This is a genomic window from Gilliamella sp. Nev6-6 (assembly GCF_001690605.1).
GTDB lineage: Bacteria > Pseudomonadota > Gammaproteobacteria > Enterobacterales > Orbaceae > Gilliamella > Gilliamella apicola_C.
In genome coordinates this window covers 38,870-58,299 of record NZ_LZHP01000016.1, presented here as the reverse complement: position 1 = coordinate 58,299, position 19,430 = coordinate 38,870, and the positions used below count along the sequence as shown (strand labels likewise).

Annotated in this window: 19 protein-coding genes; 7 read left to right on the top strand and 12 right to left on the bottom strand. The window is 35.5% G+C overall.

The features are described 5' to 3' along the window. Positions 1-86 precede the first annotated feature (86 nt). A complete protein-coding gene (folK, locus tag A9G42_RS02130; RefSeq protein WP_065579913.1) occupies positions 87-572 on the bottom strand; it encodes a 2-amino-4-hydroxy-6-hydroxymethyldihydropteridine diphosphokinase in 486 nt (161 codons plus the stop codon). A 219-nt stretch (positions 573-791) separates the two neighbouring features. On the opposite strand from folK, the gene A9G42_RS02125 reads away from it, so the two are divergent. Further along, on the top strand, positions 792-2,150 hold the full coding sequence (locus tag A9G42_RS02125; protein WP_065652543.1) for an MmgE/PrpD family protein: 1,359 nt from the start codon (positions 792-794) through the stop codon (positions 2,148-2,150). An 86-nt stretch (positions 2,151-2,236) separates the two neighbouring features. On the opposite strand, the gene A9G42_RS02120 is transcribed toward A9G42_RS02125, so the two are convergent. From A9G42_RS02120 to syd, 7 genes are all read right to left on the bottom strand, one after another. Then, positions 2,237-2,989, bottom strand: coding sequence for an amino acid ABC transporter ATP-binding protein (locus A9G42_RS02120; protein ID WP_065588976.1), 753 nt, complete (start codon positions 2,987-2,989; stop codon positions 2,237-2,239). 10 nt (positions 2,990-2,999) lie between these two features. Beyond that, positions 3,000-3,671, bottom strand: a complete 672-nt coding sequence (locus A9G42_RS02115; RefSeq protein ID WP_065567406.1) for an amino acid ABC transporter permease — start codon at positions 3,669-3,671, stop codon at positions 3,000-3,002. Continuing rightward, entirely contained in the window at positions 3,668-4,450 is a 783-nt protein-coding gene (locus A9G42_RS02110) for an amino acid ABC transporter substrate-binding protein (protein WP_065652498.1), read from the bottom strand. Before A9G42_RS02110 ends, A9G42_RS02115 begins: the two co-directional genes overlap by 4 nt. Then, positions 4,447-4,971: a GNAT family N-acetyltransferase gene (locus A9G42_RS02105; protein WP_065583061.1), complete on the bottom strand. Its 525-nt coding sequence runs from the start codon at positions 4,969-4,971 to the stop codon at positions 4,447-4,449. The genes A9G42_RS02110 and A9G42_RS02105 overlap by 4 nt, the downstream gene beginning before the upstream one ends. Continuing rightward, entirely contained in the window at positions 4,968-6,329 is a 1,362-nt protein-coding gene (gene purB, locus A9G42_RS02100; RefSeq protein WP_065652542.1) for an adenylosuccinate lyase, read from the bottom strand. The genes A9G42_RS02105 and purB overlap by 4 nt, the downstream gene beginning before the upstream one ends. A 345-nt stretch (positions 6,330-6,674) precedes the next feature. Then, the gene (locus tag A9G42_RS02095; protein ID WP_065652497.1) at positions 6,675-7,850 is read right to left on the bottom strand and encodes an amino acid aminotransferase; all 1,176 of its coding nucleotides are present in this window, start codon (positions 7,848-7,850) and stop codon (positions 6,675-6,677) included. Between the two features lie 129 nt (positions 7,851-7,979). Further along, positions 7,980-8,513 carry a SecY-interacting protein gene (gene syd / locus A9G42_RS02090; protein ID WP_065583063.1) on the bottom strand — a complete coding sequence of 178 codons (534 nt, stop codon included), beginning with the start codon at positions 8,511-8,513 and terminating at the stop codon, positions 7,980-7,982. A gap of 714 nt (positions 8,514-9,227) precedes the next feature. On the opposite strand from syd, the gene rne reads away from it, so the two are divergent. The 6 genes from rne (at position 9,228) to metA (ending at position 16,779) form a co-directional block, all read left to right on the top strand. Continuing rightward, positions 9,228-11,948: a ribonuclease E gene (gene rne, locus A9G42_RS02085; protein WP_065652496.1), complete on the top strand. Its 2,721-nt coding sequence runs from the start codon at positions 9,228-9,230 to the stop codon at positions 11,946-11,948. 72 nt (positions 11,949-12,020) lie between these two features. After that, complete coding sequence (locus A9G42_RS02080) at positions 12,021-12,956, top strand: ABC transporter permease subunit (protein ID WP_065652495.1); 936 nt, start codon at positions 12,021-12,023, stop codon at positions 12,954-12,956. After that, positions 12,949-13,809 carry an ABC transporter permease subunit gene (locus A9G42_RS02075; RefSeq protein ID WP_065567413.1) on the top strand — a complete coding sequence of 287 codons (861 nt, stop codon included), beginning with the start codon at positions 12,949-12,951 and terminating at the stop codon, positions 13,807-13,809. The genes A9G42_RS02080 and A9G42_RS02075 overlap by 8 nt, the downstream gene beginning before the upstream one ends. Positions 13,810-13,811: 2 nt before the next feature. After that, a complete protein-coding gene (locus tag A9G42_RS02070; RefSeq protein WP_065652494.1) occupies positions 13,812-14,807 on the top strand; it encodes a peptide ABC transporter ATP-binding protein in 996 nt (331 codons plus the stop codon). A 15-nt stretch (positions 14,808-14,822) separates the two neighbouring features. Beyond that, positions 14,823-15,635 (top strand): peptide ABC transporter ATP-binding protein, encoded by an 813-nt coding sequence (locus tag A9G42_RS02065; RefSeq protein WP_065652493.1) that lies wholly within the window; start codon positions 14,823-14,825, stop codon positions 15,633-15,635. 211 nt (positions 15,636-15,846) lie between these two features. Beyond that, positions 15,847-16,779 (top strand): homoserine O-acetyltransferase MetA, encoded by a 933-nt coding sequence (gene metA, locus A9G42_RS02060; protein WP_065652492.1) that lies wholly within the window; start codon positions 15,847-15,849, stop codon positions 16,777-16,779. Positions 16,780-16,929: 150 nt separating this feature from the next. Here the strand turns inward: metA and dtd are convergent, their stop codons facing one another. The 4 genes from dtd to rpsT form a co-directional block, all read right to left on the bottom strand. Then, positions 16,930-17,364 carry a D-aminoacyl-tRNA deacylase gene (gene dtd / locus A9G42_RS02055; protein ID WP_065652491.1) on the bottom strand — a complete coding sequence of 145 codons (435 nt, stop codon included), beginning with the start codon at positions 17,362-17,364 and terminating at the stop codon, positions 16,930-16,932. Between the two features lie 7 nt (positions 17,365-17,371). Next, a complete protein-coding gene (locus tag A9G42_RS02050) occupies positions 17,372-18,214 on the bottom strand; it encodes a virulence factor BrkB family protein (RefSeq protein WP_065588392.1) in 843 nt (280 codons plus the stop codon). 9 nt (positions 18,215-18,223) lie between these two features. Then, positions 18,224-18,847 (bottom strand): SPOR domain-containing protein, encoded by a 624-nt coding sequence (locus A9G42_RS02045; RefSeq protein ID WP_065652490.1) that lies wholly within the window; start codon positions 18,845-18,847, stop codon positions 18,224-18,226. Positions 18,848-18,968: 121 nt separating this feature from the next. Continuing rightward, on the bottom strand, positions 18,969-19,232 hold the full coding sequence (gene rpsT, locus A9G42_RS02040; RefSeq protein ID WP_025316521.1) for a 30S ribosomal protein S20: 264 nt from the start codon (positions 19,230-19,232) through the stop codon (positions 18,969-18,971). Between the last annotated feature and the right edge of the window lie 198 nt (positions 19,233-19,430).

Genomic DNA, 19,430 nt, shown 5'->3' with positions numbered 1-19,430 from the left:
AATTCAGCCTTTGGCAAATTTTTTTTATCATTTTTTTGCTTAAAACTAAATAAAATAATACAACTATATGTTATTAATTAAGATAATTACTTATCCCATTTCGTTAGTTCATTTTTAGGGCATCTAGTTACTAAGTCATATAATTTATCGTTATCGGGTAGAATCAGTTCTGGGCTGATGTCAAATAGTGGATAGAGTACAAATTCTCTATTTTTCATATGGTAATGAGGGATAGTTAGCCTTTCACTGTTAATGACTAAATCATCATAAAGCAAAATATCTAAATCTAAGGTTCTTGCGCCCCAGCGGTTGTCTTTACGCACACGGCCTTGCGCTTTTTCAATTGTTTGTAGCTCGTCAAGTAGTTCAATAGGGGATAAATTCGTTGTCAGTTTTATTACTGCATTCAGATAGTCATTCTGATTTTGTGGTCCAAGAGGTTTGCTTCGATAAAAAGGTGAAATATCCGCTACTTTTGTGTTTGGCAACTGTTTTAATGCAACAATTGCACGATTGGCTTGTGCTAATGGATCTTCAAGGTTGCTGCCTAAAGCAATATAACAAGTTGACATAGTTGCGCTAATTTTCGATTTCAATTGAATGAGGCTATTTTAGCATATAATGTAATAGGCAAACATGATTATATAAATAGATTAATACTTATTGTTTCTGGCTTCGAGTTATTAAAATTTAATCATATTATCTTTAGCTTATTATTTATTGTTCACTATTTTACTTGTGGTAAAGTAAACCCAATTATCAAATCGCTATTGCATTTATTGAGAATGAAAATGAATTTAGGGCAACAATTAAGTTTTTTAATAAAAAACACACCAATAATTCGTGATCCCAAAGTTATTAATTGTGCGATTAATGGGGTAACAGATTATTTTGCTTGTAGTTTGCAAGCTTGCCATGAAGATGACGTTCAGAAATTGCTAGCGTGGGTAGCAGATGAGGGGGGAAATGCTAGAGCGTGGTTAATCGGCCAAAAGAAGTTAGTTACCGCAAGGCAAGCAGCACTTTTTAATGGCTTTCAAGCGCATTGTTTAGATTATGATGATGTACATTCAGATGTTCGAGGGCATCCTTCATCGGTCATTTTGTCGGCACTTATTGCCAGCGTTCGATTAGATAATGTTAAGCAAAAGATTGATGGGCGGCGTTTTTTGACTGCTTATGTTATTGGTGTTGAGGTGATGGCTCGCTTAGGTAAAAGCGTTAATCCTGAGCATTACGAAAAAGGTTGGCATGCAACCATTACTTTGGGGGGGATCGCGGCAACGGCTGCGATTTGTTACCTTTATGATGAACCGTTTTTATCGCAAGCTTTAGCTTTGTCAGCAACTCAAGCTTCGGGGATGCGTTTGTTAATGGGCACGCCAATTAAGTTTTTGCATGCAGGCTTAGCCGCTCAACATGCCATTCAGTCCGTTGAATGGTTAAGAGTTGGTATAGATGCCGATCATAATTTTTTAGACGATAAATTAGGTTTTTTGGCTATTTATGGGCAAGGTAATACACATTTTGATTTAAGTCATTGGGGGGATGTTTGGAAGATTGTTGAACCTGGTTTATGGTTTAAAAATTATTCTTATTGTTCAGCGGCGGCTTATGTTGCCGATGCGGGGCAATTATTATATAAAGATCCTGATTTTAATCTTGATAATGTTAGTGATATTACGATTTATTTTGTGCCATCAAATAGCGATGCAGCATTGATATATAAAACACCTTCATTAGCGCAACAAGGGCGTTTTTCGGCTGAATATATTTTGGCTTTAACCTTGTTAGGATTACCGCTAAGTTTCGAGCAGTTTTCTTCAAAACCTATTCCTTATGAAATCAAAAAGTTGATGCAAAAGATGACGCGCAGTTATCAAATACAGCTTGCGCCACATCCTGATGCTTATAATGGCCGTTATGTGATTATTGATATTGGTCTCAAAAACGGTAAAAAAATAAGCCAACGTGTTGATATTCCTAAAGGCTCACCTAAAAATCCATATAGCCAGAGTGAGATGTCGTTAAAGTTACTTTCCGCAGTTAAAGATAAATCGAAAACAGCACGGTTATTAACAGATATTCAGCAACTGGCAACAGGTTTGGATCTTCGCCAATTTTTATTATCTTATTCTTTTACGCTTTAATTTTCATATGTTAATCAGCAAGGCAATTTAATCACTAGTACAATTTAATCATCAATACAATGAGTTAAAGTCGTTGTGGCTATTGTTCAAATTTCGAAGTCAATTTCATCTGTTAGCTGGCGTAAAAAACGTTGTGTAATTTCATGTTGTGGGTTGTCTATGACTGATTTTGCTGGTCCTTCTTCCACAATCACGCCATCAGCCATAAAGATAACGCGGTCTGCAACGTACTTGGCAAATTCCATTTCGTGCGTCACGATAATCATAGAGGTTCGTTCTTTTGCCAGCTGTAGCATGACTTGTAAAACTTCGTGTACTCGTTCAGGATCGAGCGCAGAAGTGGGTTCATCAAATAATAGTACTTTGGGTTTGACTGCCAGTGCTCTTGCAATCGCGATGCGCTGTTGCTGGCCACCAGATAAGGTAATGGGATATTGTTTGGCATAAGGTAACATACCAACGCGCTTTAATAATGATAAGCCGAGTTTTTCCGCTTCTTTTTTATCTATCTTTTGCCCAACAATAAGCGGGTAGGTAATATTTTCTAACGCTGTTTTATTTTTAAATAAATTGTAGTGTTGAAAGACCATTGCTGATTGTTTGCGTAAATTGGCTTCTTCTTTATGACTATAATGTTTCGCATCAAGCCTTGCTGAGCCAATTTGAATTGTGCCATTATTCGGTTTTTCTAATAAATTTAAACAACGTAATAAGGTGGATTTGCCAGATCCTGAAGGACCAATAATCGCAACTACTTCACCTTGCTTGATATTTAAGTTGATTTCTTTTAAAACTTCATTATTAGCAAAACGTTTAGATAAATGCGATACTGTAATCATAACATTCTCCTTAACGATGATATGGCGCAGAAAGTTTTTGTTCTAACTGTTTTTGTATCCATGAATAAATAACAACAGTAAGCCAGTAAATAATGCCAACAGCTAAATAGGTTTCAAAGTAGAGAAAAGAATTAGCGGTTAACATTTTTCCTGCGGCTAATAGCTCTTGAACGCCAACAAAAAAGGCGACAGAGGAATCTTTAAGTAATGATATAAACATGTTTCCTGTGTTTGGTAAGGCATTAATCATGGCTTGCGGAAGAATAATGCCTCTGTAGACTTGCATTTTACTTAACCCAACCGTTAGCCCCGCTTCTTTCTGCCCGTGATCAACTGACTCTAAGCTTGCTCTAAAAATTTCGGCTAAATAGGATGAGTACTTTAAGCTGAAACAGATAATTGCAGCGGTAGTTGCGCCCATTTGTTTTAAAATAGGAAAAATTTGCGGTAGACCATAATAAATAATAAAGAGTAAAACAACAGATGGTATGCCACGAAACAGTGAAATAAATAGTGCAAAAATAGAATCGATAATGATTATTTTGTTGTTGCGTAATAGCGCAATGGCTAGCCCTAATATAATGGCAATCGTAATCGATACAATGGTAATAAAAAGTGTAACGGGCAGATAAGGTAAGATCTGCGGAAATACACTTAAGAAATAATTTACATTAAAATTCATGATGTAATATCTTCACCAAAATATTTAATTGAAAGATTTTTCAATGCACCATTGGCACGTAGCTTTTCGATGGCTTGATTGAATTTTTCACGCAGCGCTTGACCTTTTTCGTCTTTACTAAATGGGAAAGCAACCTGCTCAATAGTAATTGGCTCTCCAACTAATTTGAACGGTAGATTTTTACGTTTAATTTCAGCAAGTAAAATTGGTTTAGAATTGACATAGCCATCAACCCGTTGGTATTCCGTATCATACATTGCGCCATCACGGGTTTCGTAGGTTTTGATAGTTACGTTGTTATTAGGGAAAGCTTTTTTTAGGTTATTAATATGATTCGATCCTAGCACACCAGCAATAGTTTTATTTTTAAAATCAGATAGCTTATTAATATCTTTGTTATCTTTATGGGTTACAATCTGGCTACCGTAAAAGCTATAGGTGTTGGAAAAGTCATATTTATCTTGACGGGCTGGTGTTATGGCAACCGCATTTGCAACGGTATCTAAGCGCCCTGAATCAAATTGCCCCATTAAACCGCCAAATTCAGCAATCACCCATTCGACTTGATAACCTAGTTCTTGAGCAATGGCTTGAGTTACTTCAACATCAAATCCCACTAATTTGTCATCTTGTTTATAACCATTTGGATAGCTTTGTCCTGTAGAGCCAACTTTAATGATATTTTGCTTTGTTGCTTGGTCGTTGGATTTATTATCACAACCAATTAAGGCTAGACTGGTTAATAAAATAGCGGATAATAACGTACTTATTTTTTTCATGCTTTATTACTCCTTTGTTTCCATTGGGTATAGCTTTTATGGTTTAAGATTTTTTCAAAATAGAAGGTCGTATGATCGGGCGTTAAATCTGCTTGCCCTATTTTTTTATAACCTTTATTTATATAAGTTTGTACAAGCCATGGATGATTTGCTGCGGTACCTAAGGTCACCGCAGGTAATTTGAGTTGATTAATCAGGATTTGCTGTTCAACAAAGTTCCATAATGTATTTCCATACCCTTTACCTTTATATTGAGGATCGGTTGCAAACCAACCTAAATGCGGTAATCCATAAGGTCCAGGATTATTTCCCCATGGAAAGCGAATACTTAACGTGGATAGTAGCTGTCCCTCTTTCTCAAATAGATACACCGCATTAGATTCAATATGCTCAGCAATTTGTGATTGATTGGCGGTTGCAGCTGCAAAATGAATGCCTAATTTAGTCGTGGCATGATAAGCACGATGTAATAGTGTTTGATAAGCTGGAATGTCATTATGAGTCATTAAGCGAAAACTCATGCTAACACTCCACAATGCTCAGCATATTTAATCACTTGTTCTACTTTTTCAGGAGCAGAGCCGAGATAGTTAATAGGATCAAGCCAAGCATCAAGTTCAGATTCGGTAAACTCGTTGTTCAAGTTGGGATCTTCTAATAGGATGTCTTTAAATGGTCGATTTTGTTCAAATGCTTTCATTGCACTTTGGTAAACTAAATGGTGCGCAGTCTGTTTGCCTAATCGTTTACCTATTTCAAACATGACTTTTTCAGAAAGCAGTAAGCCATTTTGTAGTTGTAAATTAGTTATCATGCGATCAGCGTTAACTTTTAGATCTTTTAGTACAGTTAATGCGATTTGTAATTGGGCTGAAATATAAAGGTTTATTTCAGGTAGTGCTATCCACTCTGCTCGCCAGCTCATGGCATCACGCTCATGTTCAACTTTCATTGATTCATGAATTAGCGCAACACTTTTTAAAAGTGGCGCCGTTAGGCTGGCTAATCCTTCTAATGCTGCTGGATTGCGTTTATGTGGCATGGTTGTTGATCCAATTTTTCCTTCAGAAAAAGGCTCTTCGATTTCGTTAATTTCGGTACGCATTAAGTTGTAAAATTCATTTCCAATTTTTCCTAATGTGCCACTGATTAGTGCTATTACCGATGAGTATTCAGAAAAACGGTCTCGTGCCGCTTGCCAGCCAATGTTAGGGGTATTAAGTCCGAGTAAAGTTAAAGCGCGTGATTCAACTTGTGGTCCTAATTTGCCTATTGATGCATAAGTGCAAATTGCTCCACTAATATTGCCGACTAATACCCGTTGTTTGATTTCGGTTAAACGTTGTAAGTGTCGAATAAATTCATCTAGCCACACCGCAAGTTTAAATCCAAAAGTTGTAGGTAGTGCTTGCATGCCATGAGTTCGCCCAACCATAGGTAAATATTGGTACTGTTTGGCTAAACGTTTTAGCTCAAGTGCCACCAGTTTAGTGTCTCGCTCAATGACAGTAAAAGACTGTTTTAATTGTAAAACGGTTGCTGTGTCGACAATATCTTGTGTGGTTGCACCGTAATGGATATATTGGCCTGCCTCGCCAACTTGTTTTTGTAGTGCATTAATTGTCGACATTAATGAGTGTTTCGCTTTTGCTGCTTCTTCAGCAATTTGATCAATTGATAGTTTTGAAGCATCGGCATTAGCAATGATTGAGTTGGCCGCTTCAATTGGAATAACACCTAGCTCGCCTTCAGCTTTGGCTAAAGCAACTTCGACATCCACTTGCCTTTTCAAGCGATTTGTTTCCGACCAAATGGAACGCATTTCACTAGTGCCGAAGTTATTTCCCAAAATTAAAAAATCCAAAACATGTGACGCCACGACATTACCCTTAATCATTGTTATTACGTTATTAAGCAATTATTAGTAATTATTGAGTTATCGTCTAATAATCAGTTTGTATATAGATATAACTAAATAGAATAAATGCATGAAATAGTTTATAAGAAAGCGGTTTTTTGCGCTAAATAACGCTAGTTTATTAAGCTATGTTTTGTATAAAAAACAATCAAAAAACTTCAATAAAATCAATGGGTTTTCTGAATGATTTTTAAAGGTAGGATGATGTTGAATGTAAACGGATAAATAGAAACACTCACCATTGGAGTGCTTCTAGTGTTATGGTATAAAAAGTCGTGTTAATAATCTATTTGCTTATTAGCGGTATTAAAGCACTTCTACAATGGATTCACAAAGCCTAGACATGTTATCTAATGTCATTCCTGCTACATTAATCCGTCCTGAATTAACAATGTATATGCCATAATCGTCACGCAATTTAAGTACTTGTTCTTCATTTAAACCACTGAACGAGAACATACCATTTTGTTTAGCAATAAAACTAAAATCTTGATTTGCCCCTTTGTCTTGCAGTGTTTTGACAAATAATTGACGCATGCGGTGAATGCGTTGACGCATATTAGTTAGTTCGTCAACCCATTCTTCTTTTAATTCCTTATTATTTAAAATATAAGAAACAATTTTAGCGCCATGTGCCGGTGGGTTAGAATAATTGGCTCGAATAATGGTTTTGACTTGGCTAAAGGCGCGCTCGGCAATTTCAGTATTTGCGGCAATGAGCGTGAAGGCTCCAACGCGCTCGTTATATAAGCCGAAATTTTTAGAATATGAGCTAGCAATAAGGAGTTCAGGGTGATGATTAGCAAATAATCGTAGTCCATAGACGTCTTCTTCTATACCTTGCCCCAAGCCTTGATAAGCTAAGTCAAATAGGGGTAACCAACCATTTTTTATGGCTAAATCTGAGATAGCTTGCCACTGTTCTGGTGTTGGATCGATGCCTGTTGGGTTATGACAGCAACCGTGGAATAATACTGCTTCGCCAGCGGCAACTTGGTTTAAGCTATTTATCAGGGCATCAAAGTCAAGTGTGTGTGTTTGTGCATTGTAATAATGGTATTCGCGCACTTCAAGGCCAGCAGTTTGAAATACACTACGATGATTGGGCCAAGTCGGATTGCTGACCCAAACACGTTTTACTTTGGTTCGGCGAGCTAAAAAATCTGCCATTATACGTAAAGCGCCAGTACCGCCAGGTGCTTGTGCTGTTCTTGCTCGTTCGTTTTCAGATCCAAAAAGCAAAATTTGCGTTACAGTATTGAATGCTTTAATACCATCAATAGGTGAGTAGCTTTTGGTGGTTTCGTCATTTAATAAAAAATGTTCCGCTTTTTTTACACTTTCTAAAATAGGTGTTTGGGTTGTTTCGTCTTTATAAACACCGACACTTAAATTAATTTTATTGGTGCGTTCATCTCTATTATAAAGATCGGCCAGTCCTAAAATAGGATCTGCCGGCGCTGCTGTTAAATATTCAAACATAATTCACCTATCTGATCTAATGACATTTAACGCATTATATACACATTATTTTATAAGATACAATTTTGATAGCATTTACGATTGCTATTGATATAGACATATATTGCGCTATTGTTGAGCGGTATTAGCTTAACAAGTAACAATTAGTTTACTTAAAAAAGTGGTTAAATCATGAGCTAGAATGGTGAATTGACCTGTAATTAGATCTTCTTTTACCACTTCGCCAGTTAAATTATTTATTGCAATAATTTCGGTATTTTCATCTGTTGATGCGATAAAAGTCGTTGGTGTTCGTTTTAATTTTTTTTGTTGGGATAAATGGGCTATTAAATTTTGCTCTAAATTGGAAAAATCATCATCATTCCATGCTTGGATTAAGGTTAAGTGGATGTTATGCAATTTAGCCGTCATATTGGCTGCATATTGTGTACCATAGAATATATGTGCGTTAGGATGTAAAGTAATGCCAACAATTTGCTCAGCAATAGCAAGATCTCTTGGTGGCTTTAATAAAAAGGGTTGCCAAAATACGGTGAGATTTTCAGTTTTTAAAATACAAGGCGAAGGTATAGCATGCAGTTCTTCACTTTGCGGTGCGTAACTGAATTGGTTAACCCAGCGAGCGGTAAAATTAAGCAAGGCGATTTTATCGGTAGTGTTCATAAACAACCCTATTTGGTATTTAAATTATTATCTAATTATACTAATTAAGTTTTGTTATGCATAATTGCTTCAATGTTTTATTTTTTGTTAAATGTTTAATTAATTAATAAAACAAAAAAGTATAAAGAAGTTTTGGTGAACAATACGTTTCAGTATAAAAAGTTAAGGAAATCAAATTAATTATTTATAATGAGGTAACATAGTTAAAAATAAGCAAAAAATAAATCTTTAACTGTTTATAAAATAGCGAATTTAATTTTCTTGCTATCCTTGGCTGAAACGTTAATAATAGTGGCGGGTAGTTTTATCCTTGTAATGCAGCAATGGCGTTAGACATTACAGTTTGTCAAAATAAAATAGCGTAAGTAGAATCATTATAATGAGATAATATGTTTATTTTAAACAATTGCAGAAAGATTAAGTTTGTTTGCTAAAACCAGTGAAATATTCAGGTTTGCAAATTAACCATATTGATAGCGTCAATAAATTATATACTTAGCATTTTACAAAGCGTTGTGTCTGGTGCGCTATGTTGATGCTGTGTAAGCGGTATCGGGTTCACATAAAATAATAACAAAAATAACATAAATAAAATAATGAATGCCGTATACAAATATTTAGTTAAGTACCATTATTCATCATTGTTAAAATAATCACTTATCAATAATAAGATTCTACCTACAGTTAATTAAGATTAATGAAGAGTGTAGAATAATGAAAAGAATGCTAATCAACGCAACCCAGCAAGAAGAGTTGCGTGTTGCGCTTGTTGATGGCCAACGCTTGTATGATTTAGATATCGAAAGCCTTGGACATGAACAAAAAAAAGCGAATATTTATAAAGGTAAAATCACTAAAATTAACCCAAGTTTAGAAGCTGCGTTCGTTTCTTATGGTGGTGAGCGCGATGGGTTTTTACCTTTAAAAGAGATTGCTGAAAGTTATTTCCCATCTAATATTTCAGGTCGTCGTAGTATAAAACATCTGCAAGAAGGACAAGAAGTCCTTATCCAAATTGAAAAAGAGATTCGCGGTAAAAAAGGCGCCGCTTTAACAACTTATATTAGCTTAGCAGGTAGCTATTTAGTCTTGATGCCTAATGATCCTCGTGCTGGTGGTGTGTCGCGCCGTATTGAGGGTGAGGAACGAGCTGATTTAAAACGTATTATTGATGCCATCGAAAAACCTAGAGGTATGGGGGTAATAGCTCGAACTGCGGGTGTTGGAAAAAGCCAAGAAGAGCTACAACAAGATTTAGATGCATTAGTTAACTATTGGACGGCAATCCAGAATGAAGCTAAAAAGCATCAAGCACCCAGTTTAATTCACAAAGAAAGCGATATTATCACGCGAGCATTTCGTGATTATTTACGCGATGATGTGGGCGATATTTTAATTGATAATCCTAAAGTACTTGAAATTGCTAAAAAACGGTTAGTCGATTTAGGGCGAGTTGAGTACGTGAGCCGCTTAAAGCTTTATGAGGGAGATGTGCCACTATTTAATCATTTCCAAATTGAAGGTCAGATTGAGTCGGCATTCCAACGTGAAGTTCGCTTGCCTTCTGGTGGTTCAATTGTGATTGATGCGACAGAAGCGCTTACAGCTATCGATATTAACTCAGCTAAATCAATCCGTGGTAGTGATATTGAAGAAACTGCATTTAATACTAATCTTGAGGCGGCTGAAGAAATCGCTCGTCAGTTACGTTTACGTGACTTAGGTGGTTTGATTGTTATCGACTTTATTGATATGACACCTGTTCGTAATCAGCGTGAGGTGGAAAATCGCCTGAAAGAAGCAATGAAGACTGATCGTGCTCGTATCCAAACAACCCGCATTTCACGCTTTGGTTTGCTAGAAATGTCTCGTCAACGATTAAGTCCTTCATTACGCGAAGCAACTCATCATATTTGCCCACGTTGTCAAGGAACAGGCACAGTTCGTGATAGTAACTCATTGTCTTTATCTATCCTTCGGTTAATTCAAGAAGAGGCGATGAAAGATAATACTGTACAAATTGATGTTATTGTTCCAGTACCAATAGCCAGTTATTTACTCAACGAAAAACGTCGTGCTATTACTAATATTGAAAGAATGCACCCTGATGTCAAAATTGTGATTGCTGGTGATGAAGAGATGGAAACGCCTCTTTATAAAGTGATTCGCAAACGCGTGGGTGAAGAGACTGATGTGCTAAGCTATAATCTTCCAAAATTGATTCGTGAGCTTGAAGAAGAGGAAGATGAGCAACAAGCTGTTGAAGTTATTGTTGAGCAAGCTGTATTATCAGGTCCGAAAGTTGAGGCATGTGTCGCACCAAAAGAAAAGACTGAGTCAAAAGCTAAAAAATCAGGTAGCCTATTTAGTGGGTTATTTGGTAAATTGCGTAAACTGTTTGTCACAGAAAAAGTGGAAATTCAGCCAGAGGTTAAACCGAAAGCGGCTAAAAGACGAGATCAACGTTCAAACAATCGACGTCAACGTAATAACCGAAATAACAGCTTGGCTGGTAACACGAATACCGTTGCAGCAAGTTCTACTGAAGATGGCAAACCGTCGAGTAGAAATAATAATCGCAGAGCTAAACAAAATAGTAATGCAAATGCTAATCTTTCAAACTCAGCAAATCATTTTAAAGCTGATAAAACCTTGGATGAGGCGGTACCCCCCAAACAGCGTGAGGCTAGACCAAGGCGCCAACAACGCGCATTAACGAAAAGTGTTCGCGTAAAAAATGTTGATATAACCAGACCAATTGAACAAGAAAGAGTCGTTATTCCTTCTTTATTGTTGCCAATTATTGTTTCTGAATCAGCGCAATACAATAATATTGCATCGGAAGCTCAACCGAAGCGCCAGCGTCGTACTTCACGGCATTTACGCATGAATGGACAACGGAATAAGCGCCGAGCCCGTAATGTGGAGCTAAAGCAGTCACCAATGCCGCTTCCATTTGCAGCAGCATCATTAGAATTAGCATTAGGTCGAGTGGCAGTTGATTACAGCCAAGTTGATTACAGCCAAATAGTCAGTGATGCACCAAATACTGTGGTACCTGTTATCCCTTCGCTCTTACTTCCTGTTATTGTAAAAAATGAAGAGGAAGTAAATCGTGTTGCTAGTGTTGATAGCGTTATTGTCGATACGCAACCAAAAAGTTCTTTATTTGCAAAAACGCAAGATCACTTGAAAGATAGTCAGAAAAATAGTAATCATAATGATTTGGCAATTAATGATTCACCATCAACAGGCTATTCTTCTTCTGTGATGACTAAAGCACCTGCGCCACAATATGTGGCTTGTGATGTTGGAATAAAATCGCGTGAAGAATCAAATTATCATTTTGAGGGTAAAGGCCATGCTGGTGGTTTAAGCGCACAAAATCATGCTTATGCTGCAGCAAGTAAACCGGTGATACCGGATAATCAATAAGTAAATTAAAGCACGGTGAGCTATTTTTATGCCACCGTGTTTTATTTACTCAAATAGCAATAAAGATAAATAATGATTATCTATATTTTCAAAAAAATAGTAACCTGTTTATTTATTATCTGCGTATTGGCTCAGATTAGTTTTTGTTTAGTTTATTTTGCCCCCCATTCAATGTTTAATTTTAACAATCTAAGTTTTGTCGATAGTTATTGCGCTTTTTTTAAACAGTTAGTGCAAGGGCAATTTAGATTGTTAACGGGTGAAACTGTGCCGTTTTTTCACACCTTATTGGCTACATTTGAACTTTGTATTCTCGCTTTATTCGTGGCTTTATTTATTGGGTTACCTTTGGGGATCTTTCTTGGTCTTAGTCATATTAATTGGCTAAATAATATGATTCGTTTGGGATCTTTATTATTGTATTCTTGCCCTATCGTTATGTTGGTTGTTGTCATCATGTATTGGTTATCACCAACTTGGTCAGTATCGATGAATTTTGATGTGTCACCAGTAGCTGCTGGCACTTCGTTATTGGATATTTTTGGCGCGTCAAAAACTTTTAAATGGCACGTATTATTTGAGCAACTGCACTATTTGTTTTTGCCTATCATTATTTTAGCCATTCAACCGTGCATTATGACGATTCAATTAATCAGTCAAAATGTGAAAAGTATATCGCGCCAGAATTTTATAAAAATGGCGATCATTCGTGAGCGATCGCCATTTAAAGTTTTGCGTCGACACTTGTTGCCTAATTCAATCCCAGCGACTATTCCTCAGTTGACATATAATACAACTACATTGTTATTTTCAACTATGGTAATTGAAATTTTGTTTAATCGAATAGGATTAGGGCAATGGGTGATGATCGCGTATCGTCATCACAATTATTTTATTATATCTATTGCAATTCTGGCTTGTGGTTCTGTCATTAGTTTATTAACGTTATTAGGTGAAATTTTGGCAGTTGCTATTTATCCTTTGCGTCATAAGGAACATTATGTTTAGGCTAGCTAGATTACTTAAAAATATAAAATTAAGCTTTAATCGCTTACATAGTAATCTTTACTTAATTGTTGGTTTTTATGGCATATTAGCGATCGCATTTATAGCATTATCAACTAAATGGTTTTTTCATGCCCATTTAAATCCTATCTATCCCTCTTGGTTACCGCCTGCTTGGTGGCCCAATGGTGATATCAATCATATATTAGGTACGAATGCTAAAGGGCAAGATATTTTTGATTATTTGTTAATCGGTTATCGTTCGACTATGTCAATGACATTAAAAGTAGTATTTTATGTGGTTGCTGTTGGCGGATTAATTAATTATTTAATGTTTTTTATATCATTTATACGACCTTTCGTATTATTTATTTTTAAATTTTGTATGGTTGTACCGCCGCTACTTGGTGTGATTGTAATTAGTCTATTATTAAAAGATGATATTACTAATATGTTATTGGTGATTGGATTTTCTTATAGCCCTCGCTTTATTTACAATATTCATCAACGCGCTATCAACGAATGGAATAAAACGTATATTACGGCTTACAGGCTTGATGGATTATCTTCATTTGCAATCTTAAATCATTATATTATACCTAACATTTTACCAGTTTATTTGACTGAAATTGTTTCATTATTTTCTTCAATTATTTTAGCTATCACCACTATAACTTTTTTAGGCTTTGCTAATGATGTTTCTCGTCCAGATTTGGGAATGATGATGTTTCAAATGAAAGATATCATTGCAACCAATTATTTGGCCTTTTTATCTCCAGGCATTGCGGTTTCAGCAACAATTATTTTGGTTTATTTATTCAACTTTGGATTGTATGGTCGCCGAGCAGGACATTAACGATGGCTTTGTTAGATATTCGAAATTTAACCATTGAATTTATTACCCCTGATGGTCTTTTACGTGCAATTGACCGGATTAATCTAAAATTATCTGAAGGTGAGATTCGTGGCCTTGTTGGAGAGTCTGGTTCAGGGAAAAGCCTTATTGCTAAAGCTATTTTAGGGGTTACTAATCATAACTGGAAAATTTCAGCAGATCGCTTTTATTTTAATGATATTGATCTTCTTAAGCTAACGCCTAGGCAGCGACGAAAAGTCATTAGTGCAAATATATCCATGATATTTCAAGAGCCTCAATCTTGTTTAGATCCTTCTATGAAAGTAGGGCAACAGTTAATAGACGCTATACCGAGAAGAACATTTAAGGGGCATTGGTGGCAAAGGTTATTTTGGCGTAAACATCGAGCCATTGAGCTATTACATCGAGTAGGAATTAAAAATCATCAGGAAATATTAAAATCTTATCCATTTGAATTGACTGAAGGTGAATGCCAGAAAGTTATGATAGCTATCGCATTAGCTAATCAGCCAAAACTACTTATCGCCGATGAGCCAACAAATGCAATGGAAGCAACAACCGAAGCGCAAATATTTAGGCTATTGGCTAGCATGAATCAGAATTTGGGCACAACTATCTTGCTTATTAATCATGACCTGCAAATGGTAACTAGATGGACTGATCGTATTAATGTGCTTTATTGTGGTCAAACGGTTGAAATTGCGAATAGTGAAGATTTAATTAAATCACCTTATCATCCATATACTCAGGCTTTGATTTATGCGATTCCTGATTTTGGTAAAGCAATGCCACATAAAAGTCCGTTAAATACCTTACCCGGTGTGATTCCATCATTGGAGCATTTACCCATAGGCTGTCGATTAGGACCACGATGTCCTTATGCACAAAAAAAATGTATTCAAGCACCCGAATTACTACCGATAAAAGATCGTTTTGTTGCTTGCCATTTTCCGTTAAATATTGATGAGTTACCATAAACAATAGGAATAAAAATGAATCCAATATTAAAAGTACGTAACTTATCAAAGCAGTTTAAAATAGCTAAAGGGCTTTTTGGTCACTTACAAATTAATGCGGTTAATCCAGTATCATTTTCATTAAATGAAGGTAAGACTTTGGCAATTATTGGGCAGAATGGATCCGGAAAATCGACCTTGGCTAAAATGTTAGTTGGTATGATAAAACCCGATAGTGGTGATATTTGGATTGCTGGTAATAAAGTTGAATACGGCGATTATAGTCATCGTTGTCAACTGATTCGAATGATTTTTCAGCATGTTGAAAGTTCATTTGATCCAAGGCTGCGTATTGGACAATTGTTAGAAATTCCACTTAAATATAATACCAATTATGATGCTCATGAGCGTGAAAAGCTAATTAGTAGTGTATTAAAGCAAGTTGGATTATTGCCCGAACATGCCTCTTATTATCCTTCCTTGATGGCAGCAGGTCAAAAGCAACGTGTCGCATTAGCTAGAGCATTAATTTTAAAGCCTAAAGTTATTATTTTAGATGAGGCTTTGGCTGCGTTAGATATTTCTATGCGCTCGCAGATTGTTAATTTAATGCTGTCGTTACAAGCTCAACAAAATATTTCTTATGTTTATGTAACACAAGATATTGGTATGATGAAACATATTAGTGATGATATTTTAGTTATGCACAATGGTGATCTTGTTGAGTCTGGCAATACTGCTGAAGTATTGGCTTCACCATTAAGTGATATTACCCAAAAATTGATAAATAGCTACTTTGGTGAGGCGTTGACTGCTGATACATGGCGGACTGATACGCGCACTTTTTAGCTAATAAACTTAGCTATTATTTGTATTTTAGCGTGTGAGGTAATGATCACTTTCTTTGGATTATGCAGCTATTTTTAATCTGATTATTATAATGATTTTGTTAAATAAAAAATCTCGACAAATAAACTAAAAGGCACTATATTTAGCTATATGGATTTCTAGACGTCTATTTTTTGTTAAAACTAATTTATCGTTTTTAGGAGCTTTTGTTATGCCTATTTGTATTCCTGACTCATTACCCGCTGTTGATGTGTTACGTAATGAAAATGTGTTTGTTATGACCTCATCACGAGCTAATAATCAAGAAATTCGTCCACTAAAGCTTCTTTTTCTAAACCTCATGCCTAAAAAAATAGAGACTGAAAATCAATTTTTACGCTTACTATCTAATTCATCTTTACAGATAAATATTCAATTACTACGTATCGATCAACGTGAGTCAAAAAATACACCAGTTGAGCATTTAAACAGCTTTTATTGTGATTTTGATGATATTCGCGAACAAAATTTTGATGGATTAATTATTACTGGTGCGCCTTTGGGTAAAGTCGCTTTTTCTGATGTTGTTTATTGGCCTAAATTAACTGAAATTATAACGTGGGCAAAAGATCATGTGACATCGACTATGTTTGTTTGTTGGGCCGTTCAAGCTGCATTGAATATATTATATGATTTACCTAAATTTACTCGTGCACATAAGCTGTCAGGCGTTTATCAGCACCAAATTGCTCAGGCTAATGCAATTTTAACTCGTGGATTTGATGATACTTTTTTAGCTCCACACTCCCGTTATGCGGATTTTCCAATTGATAAAATTAGCAATTATACAGATTTAACCATCCTGGCAAAGTCCGATATCACAGGGCCTTATTTAATGGCAACCCCTGATAAACGTATGGCATTTGTAACAGGGCATCCAGAATATGACTCATTTACATTAGCTAATGAATATGTTCGTGATGTAAAGGCAGGTATGAATCCAGATATTCCTTATAATTATTTTCCTGATAATAACCCTGATATTGCACCAAAAGCAACGTGGCGTAGCCATGCATATTTGTTATTTAGTAACTGGCTTAACTATTATGTTTATCAGTTAACGCCATATGATTTGACTACTCGTAATTTAACGATTGATGATTAATTTAGTTAATGCTCATCTTCTACTTTGCTAGTATCCGATATGTTAAAATTAACAGGAAATTAAAAGAACTCATTTCAATTATTGTTAATGAAATATAAAAAACAGCGATAATTTATCAAATATAATCAAAATGTATTTTTGATTATATGGTTAAACTTGTAACCAAAATGTTACTGGGCCATCGTTGATCAAAGATACTTGCATGTCGGCGGCAAATTGTCCTGTTTTAGTTGATATTTTTTGTTGGCATTGTTCGACAAAAACTTGGTAAAGTTTATTTGCTTCATCAGGTTTTGCGCCTTTAGTAAAACTAGGACGCATTCCTTTTTTAGTATCTGCTGCCAGTGTGAATTGAGAAACAACCAATACTTCGCCGTTAGCTTGGCTAACATTTAAGTTCATCTTTCCTTCGCTATCACTGAAAATACGGTAACCTAATACCTTTTCACATAAACGAATTGCTTTTTGTTCGTCATCACCTTGCTCAACACCGAGTAAAATTAGTAAACCCTGATTAATCTGCCCAAGAATATTATTGTCTACTGTAACACTAGCTTGTTTAACTCGTTGGATTAAGGCGATCATAAATTAATTACTCCGATAATGGCTGGTTATCAACTCCATGCTTTTTTTGTTGGTTATAGTCAGTTAAAGTTGCAGCAAATTCAGCACCGAACAACACAATACACCAAGAAAAATAAACCCAAACTAACATAATGGGGATGGATGATACAACACCGTAAATAAGTTGATATGTTGGAAATGAAGTAACATATAGCGAAAAAGCACGTTTGCCTAATTCAAATAATATTGCAGCGACAAGTGCACCAATGAGTGATTCTTTTAATGGCACAGGTTCGGTCGGAATAATACTATAAAGTAACCAAAATCCGATCACCGAAATTATAAATGGCAGCATGCTAAGTAAAATAGTATTTGTTGCTGCTGTTGAAAACCATTTTAGCGAAAATATGTAAGAGCTGACAGCTATGCTAGAGCCGACTAAGATGGGACCCAACGTTAATATTGTCCAGTATATAGCTAGATTGTACATAAAAGAACGTTTTCGTTTAGTTTTCCAAATACGATTAAGTGTTGTATTAATGGAATTGATGAGCAGTAGAGATGTAACAATCAATCCAATTATGCCAACAAAGGTCATTTTTTTCGTATTGGTGATGAACTGTTCTAGGTAGCTTTGGATGGTATCACTAGCGGTAGGAACAAGATTATTATAAATTAATTGTTTTAATGATTGGCTAGCATCATCAAACATCGGGAAAGCGGACAGTAATGAAAATATAACGGTAATAAGGGGAACTAGTGCAAGTATCGTAGTATAAGCAAGCCCAGCAGAATAGGTTGTTAGGCGATCGTTATTGATCCTAACCCATAACATTTTGGTAAATAGCTGTATTTTATTAAGTAGTTTCATCGTTTTTTTCTAGTTAGAAATAACACAATTATTAATCCCATTATCATTTAATGAGTTTAATACGCTATTCGCTTCTTTTTTACTCGTATATGGCCCTACGGTGACGCGATATAACTGACCTGAAGAAATGTTGCTACTAATGCCTGTCATAGCAAGCTTGGCTTTGAGTGTGTCGGCATTAGATTTATCCTTGAATGCTCCACATTGTAATAGCCATTTATTGTTAATAGTTTGTGCTGTTTGTGATGCTATGTTCGAAGTCTGATTTTGTATTGTATTTCCTGGTGAGGAAGGTGTAGCGATACGTGCATTATTAATAAAACTATCTAATATTTTTTGTCTTTCATTAGCAATTGAGCTTGATGATAAGCCAGAACTAGCATTAGGCGCTTCCAATTCTTTTAGATATGTCCAGCGCTCTTGTGGTTGCTCTGGTAAAGTTATCACAGGCGGTTGCGTTTTTGCTTTTGGTCGTTCAATAGCTTTTTTAGGGGAATTGTTTGCAATAAGATAAAGGATAGCGGAAAATAGAATAATGATAATAATAGCCAAGAACATCATCAAATTAGGCTTATTTTTTTGCTTGTTTTTTTGGGGTTGGCTCTTTTTTCTTACATAATCGCGCTGAACCACAATAAACTCTCTTCTATTATTTTATTAATATTGCATGAATGATTAGTATATAAATAAAAAAAGTGGCTTACACCACTTTTTGTTATTTTTCTTTAACTATGATAGTTAACAGATAAATATATTATGCTAATGCTTTAATTTGTTTAATTAAATTTGCTTTATGACGTGCAGCTTTGTTCTTGTGAATTAAGCCACGAGCCGCTTGACGGTCAACAACTGCTTGCATGTCTTTGAATGCTACTTCAGCTGTTTGTTTATCACCAGCTGCAACAGCTGCGTAAACTTTTTTAATATAAGTACGCATCATTGAACGGTTACTAGCATTATGTTTACGGCGTTTTTCGGATTGAACCGCACGTTTCTTAGCTGATTTGATATTAGCCAAAGTCAACTCCCAAGTTTGTATAAAAATTACATATTAATTAAGGTGGCAAAATATGCCTGATTTTATCCATTTTGTCAATGCCGTTGCACAAAAAAAATATAATTGGTAATTTTATATTTATAATAAATGTTTATTATTTGTTCATTAAAGTCTATAACCTAAAAAGAAATTTTATGTTAGAATAAAAAGAGTTTTATT

Coding starts and splice junctions, on each gene's coding strand:
- folK (WP_065579913.1), bottom strand. CDS start 572: ATGTCAACTTGTTATATTGCTTTAGGCAGCAACCTTGAAGATCCATTA.
- A9G42_RS02125 (WP_065652543.1), top strand. CDS start 792: ATGAATTTAGGGCAACAATTAAGTTTTTTAATAAAAAACACACCAATA.
- A9G42_RS02120 (WP_065588976.1), bottom strand. CDS start 2,989: ATGATTACAGTATCGCATTTATCTAAACGTTTTGCTAATAATGAAGTT.
- A9G42_RS02115 (WP_065567406.1), bottom strand. CDS start 3,671: ATGAATTTTAATGTAAATTATTTCTTAAGTGTATTTCCGCAGATCTTA.
- A9G42_RS02110 (WP_065652498.1), bottom strand. CDS start 4,450: ATGAAAAAAATAAGTACGTTATTATCCGCTATTTTATTAACCAGTCTA.
- A9G42_RS02105 (WP_065583061.1), bottom strand. CDS start 4,971: ATGAGTTTTCGCTTAATGACTCATAATGACATTCCAGCTTATCAAACA.
- A9G42_RS02095 (WP_065652497.1), bottom strand. CDS start 7,850: ATGTTTGAATATTTAACAGCAGCGCCGGCAGATCCTATTTTAGGACTG.
- syd (WP_065583063.1), bottom strand. CDS start 8,513: ATGAACACTACCGATAAAATCGCCTTGCTTAATTTTACCGCTCGCTGG.
- rne (WP_065652496.1), top strand. CDS start 9,228: ATGAAAAGAATGCTAATCAACGCAACCCAGCAAGAAGAGTTGCGTGTT.
- A9G42_RS02080 (WP_065652495.1), top strand. CDS start 12,021: ATGATTATCTATATTTTCAAAAAAATAGTAACCTGTTTATTTATTATC.
- A9G42_RS02075 (WP_065567413.1), top strand. CDS start 12,949: ATGTTTAGGCTAGCTAGATTACTTAAAAATATAAAATTAAGCTTTAAT.
- A9G42_RS02070 (WP_065652494.1), top strand. CDS start 13,812: ATGGCTTTGTTAGATATTCGAAATTTAACCATTGAATTTATTACCCCT.
- A9G42_RS02065 (WP_065652493.1), top strand. CDS start 14,823: ATGAATCCAATATTAAAAGTACGTAACTTATCAAAGCAGTTTAAAATA.
- metA (WP_065652492.1), top strand. CDS start 15,847: ATGCCTATTTGTATTCCTGACTCATTACCCGCTGTTGATGTGTTACGT.
- dtd (WP_065652491.1), bottom strand. CDS start 17,364: ATGATCGCCTTAATCCAACGAGTTAAACAAGCTAGTGTTACAGTAGAC.
- A9G42_RS02050 (WP_065588392.1), bottom strand. CDS start 18,214: ATGAAACTACTTAATAAAATACAGCTATTTACCAAAATGTTATGGGTT.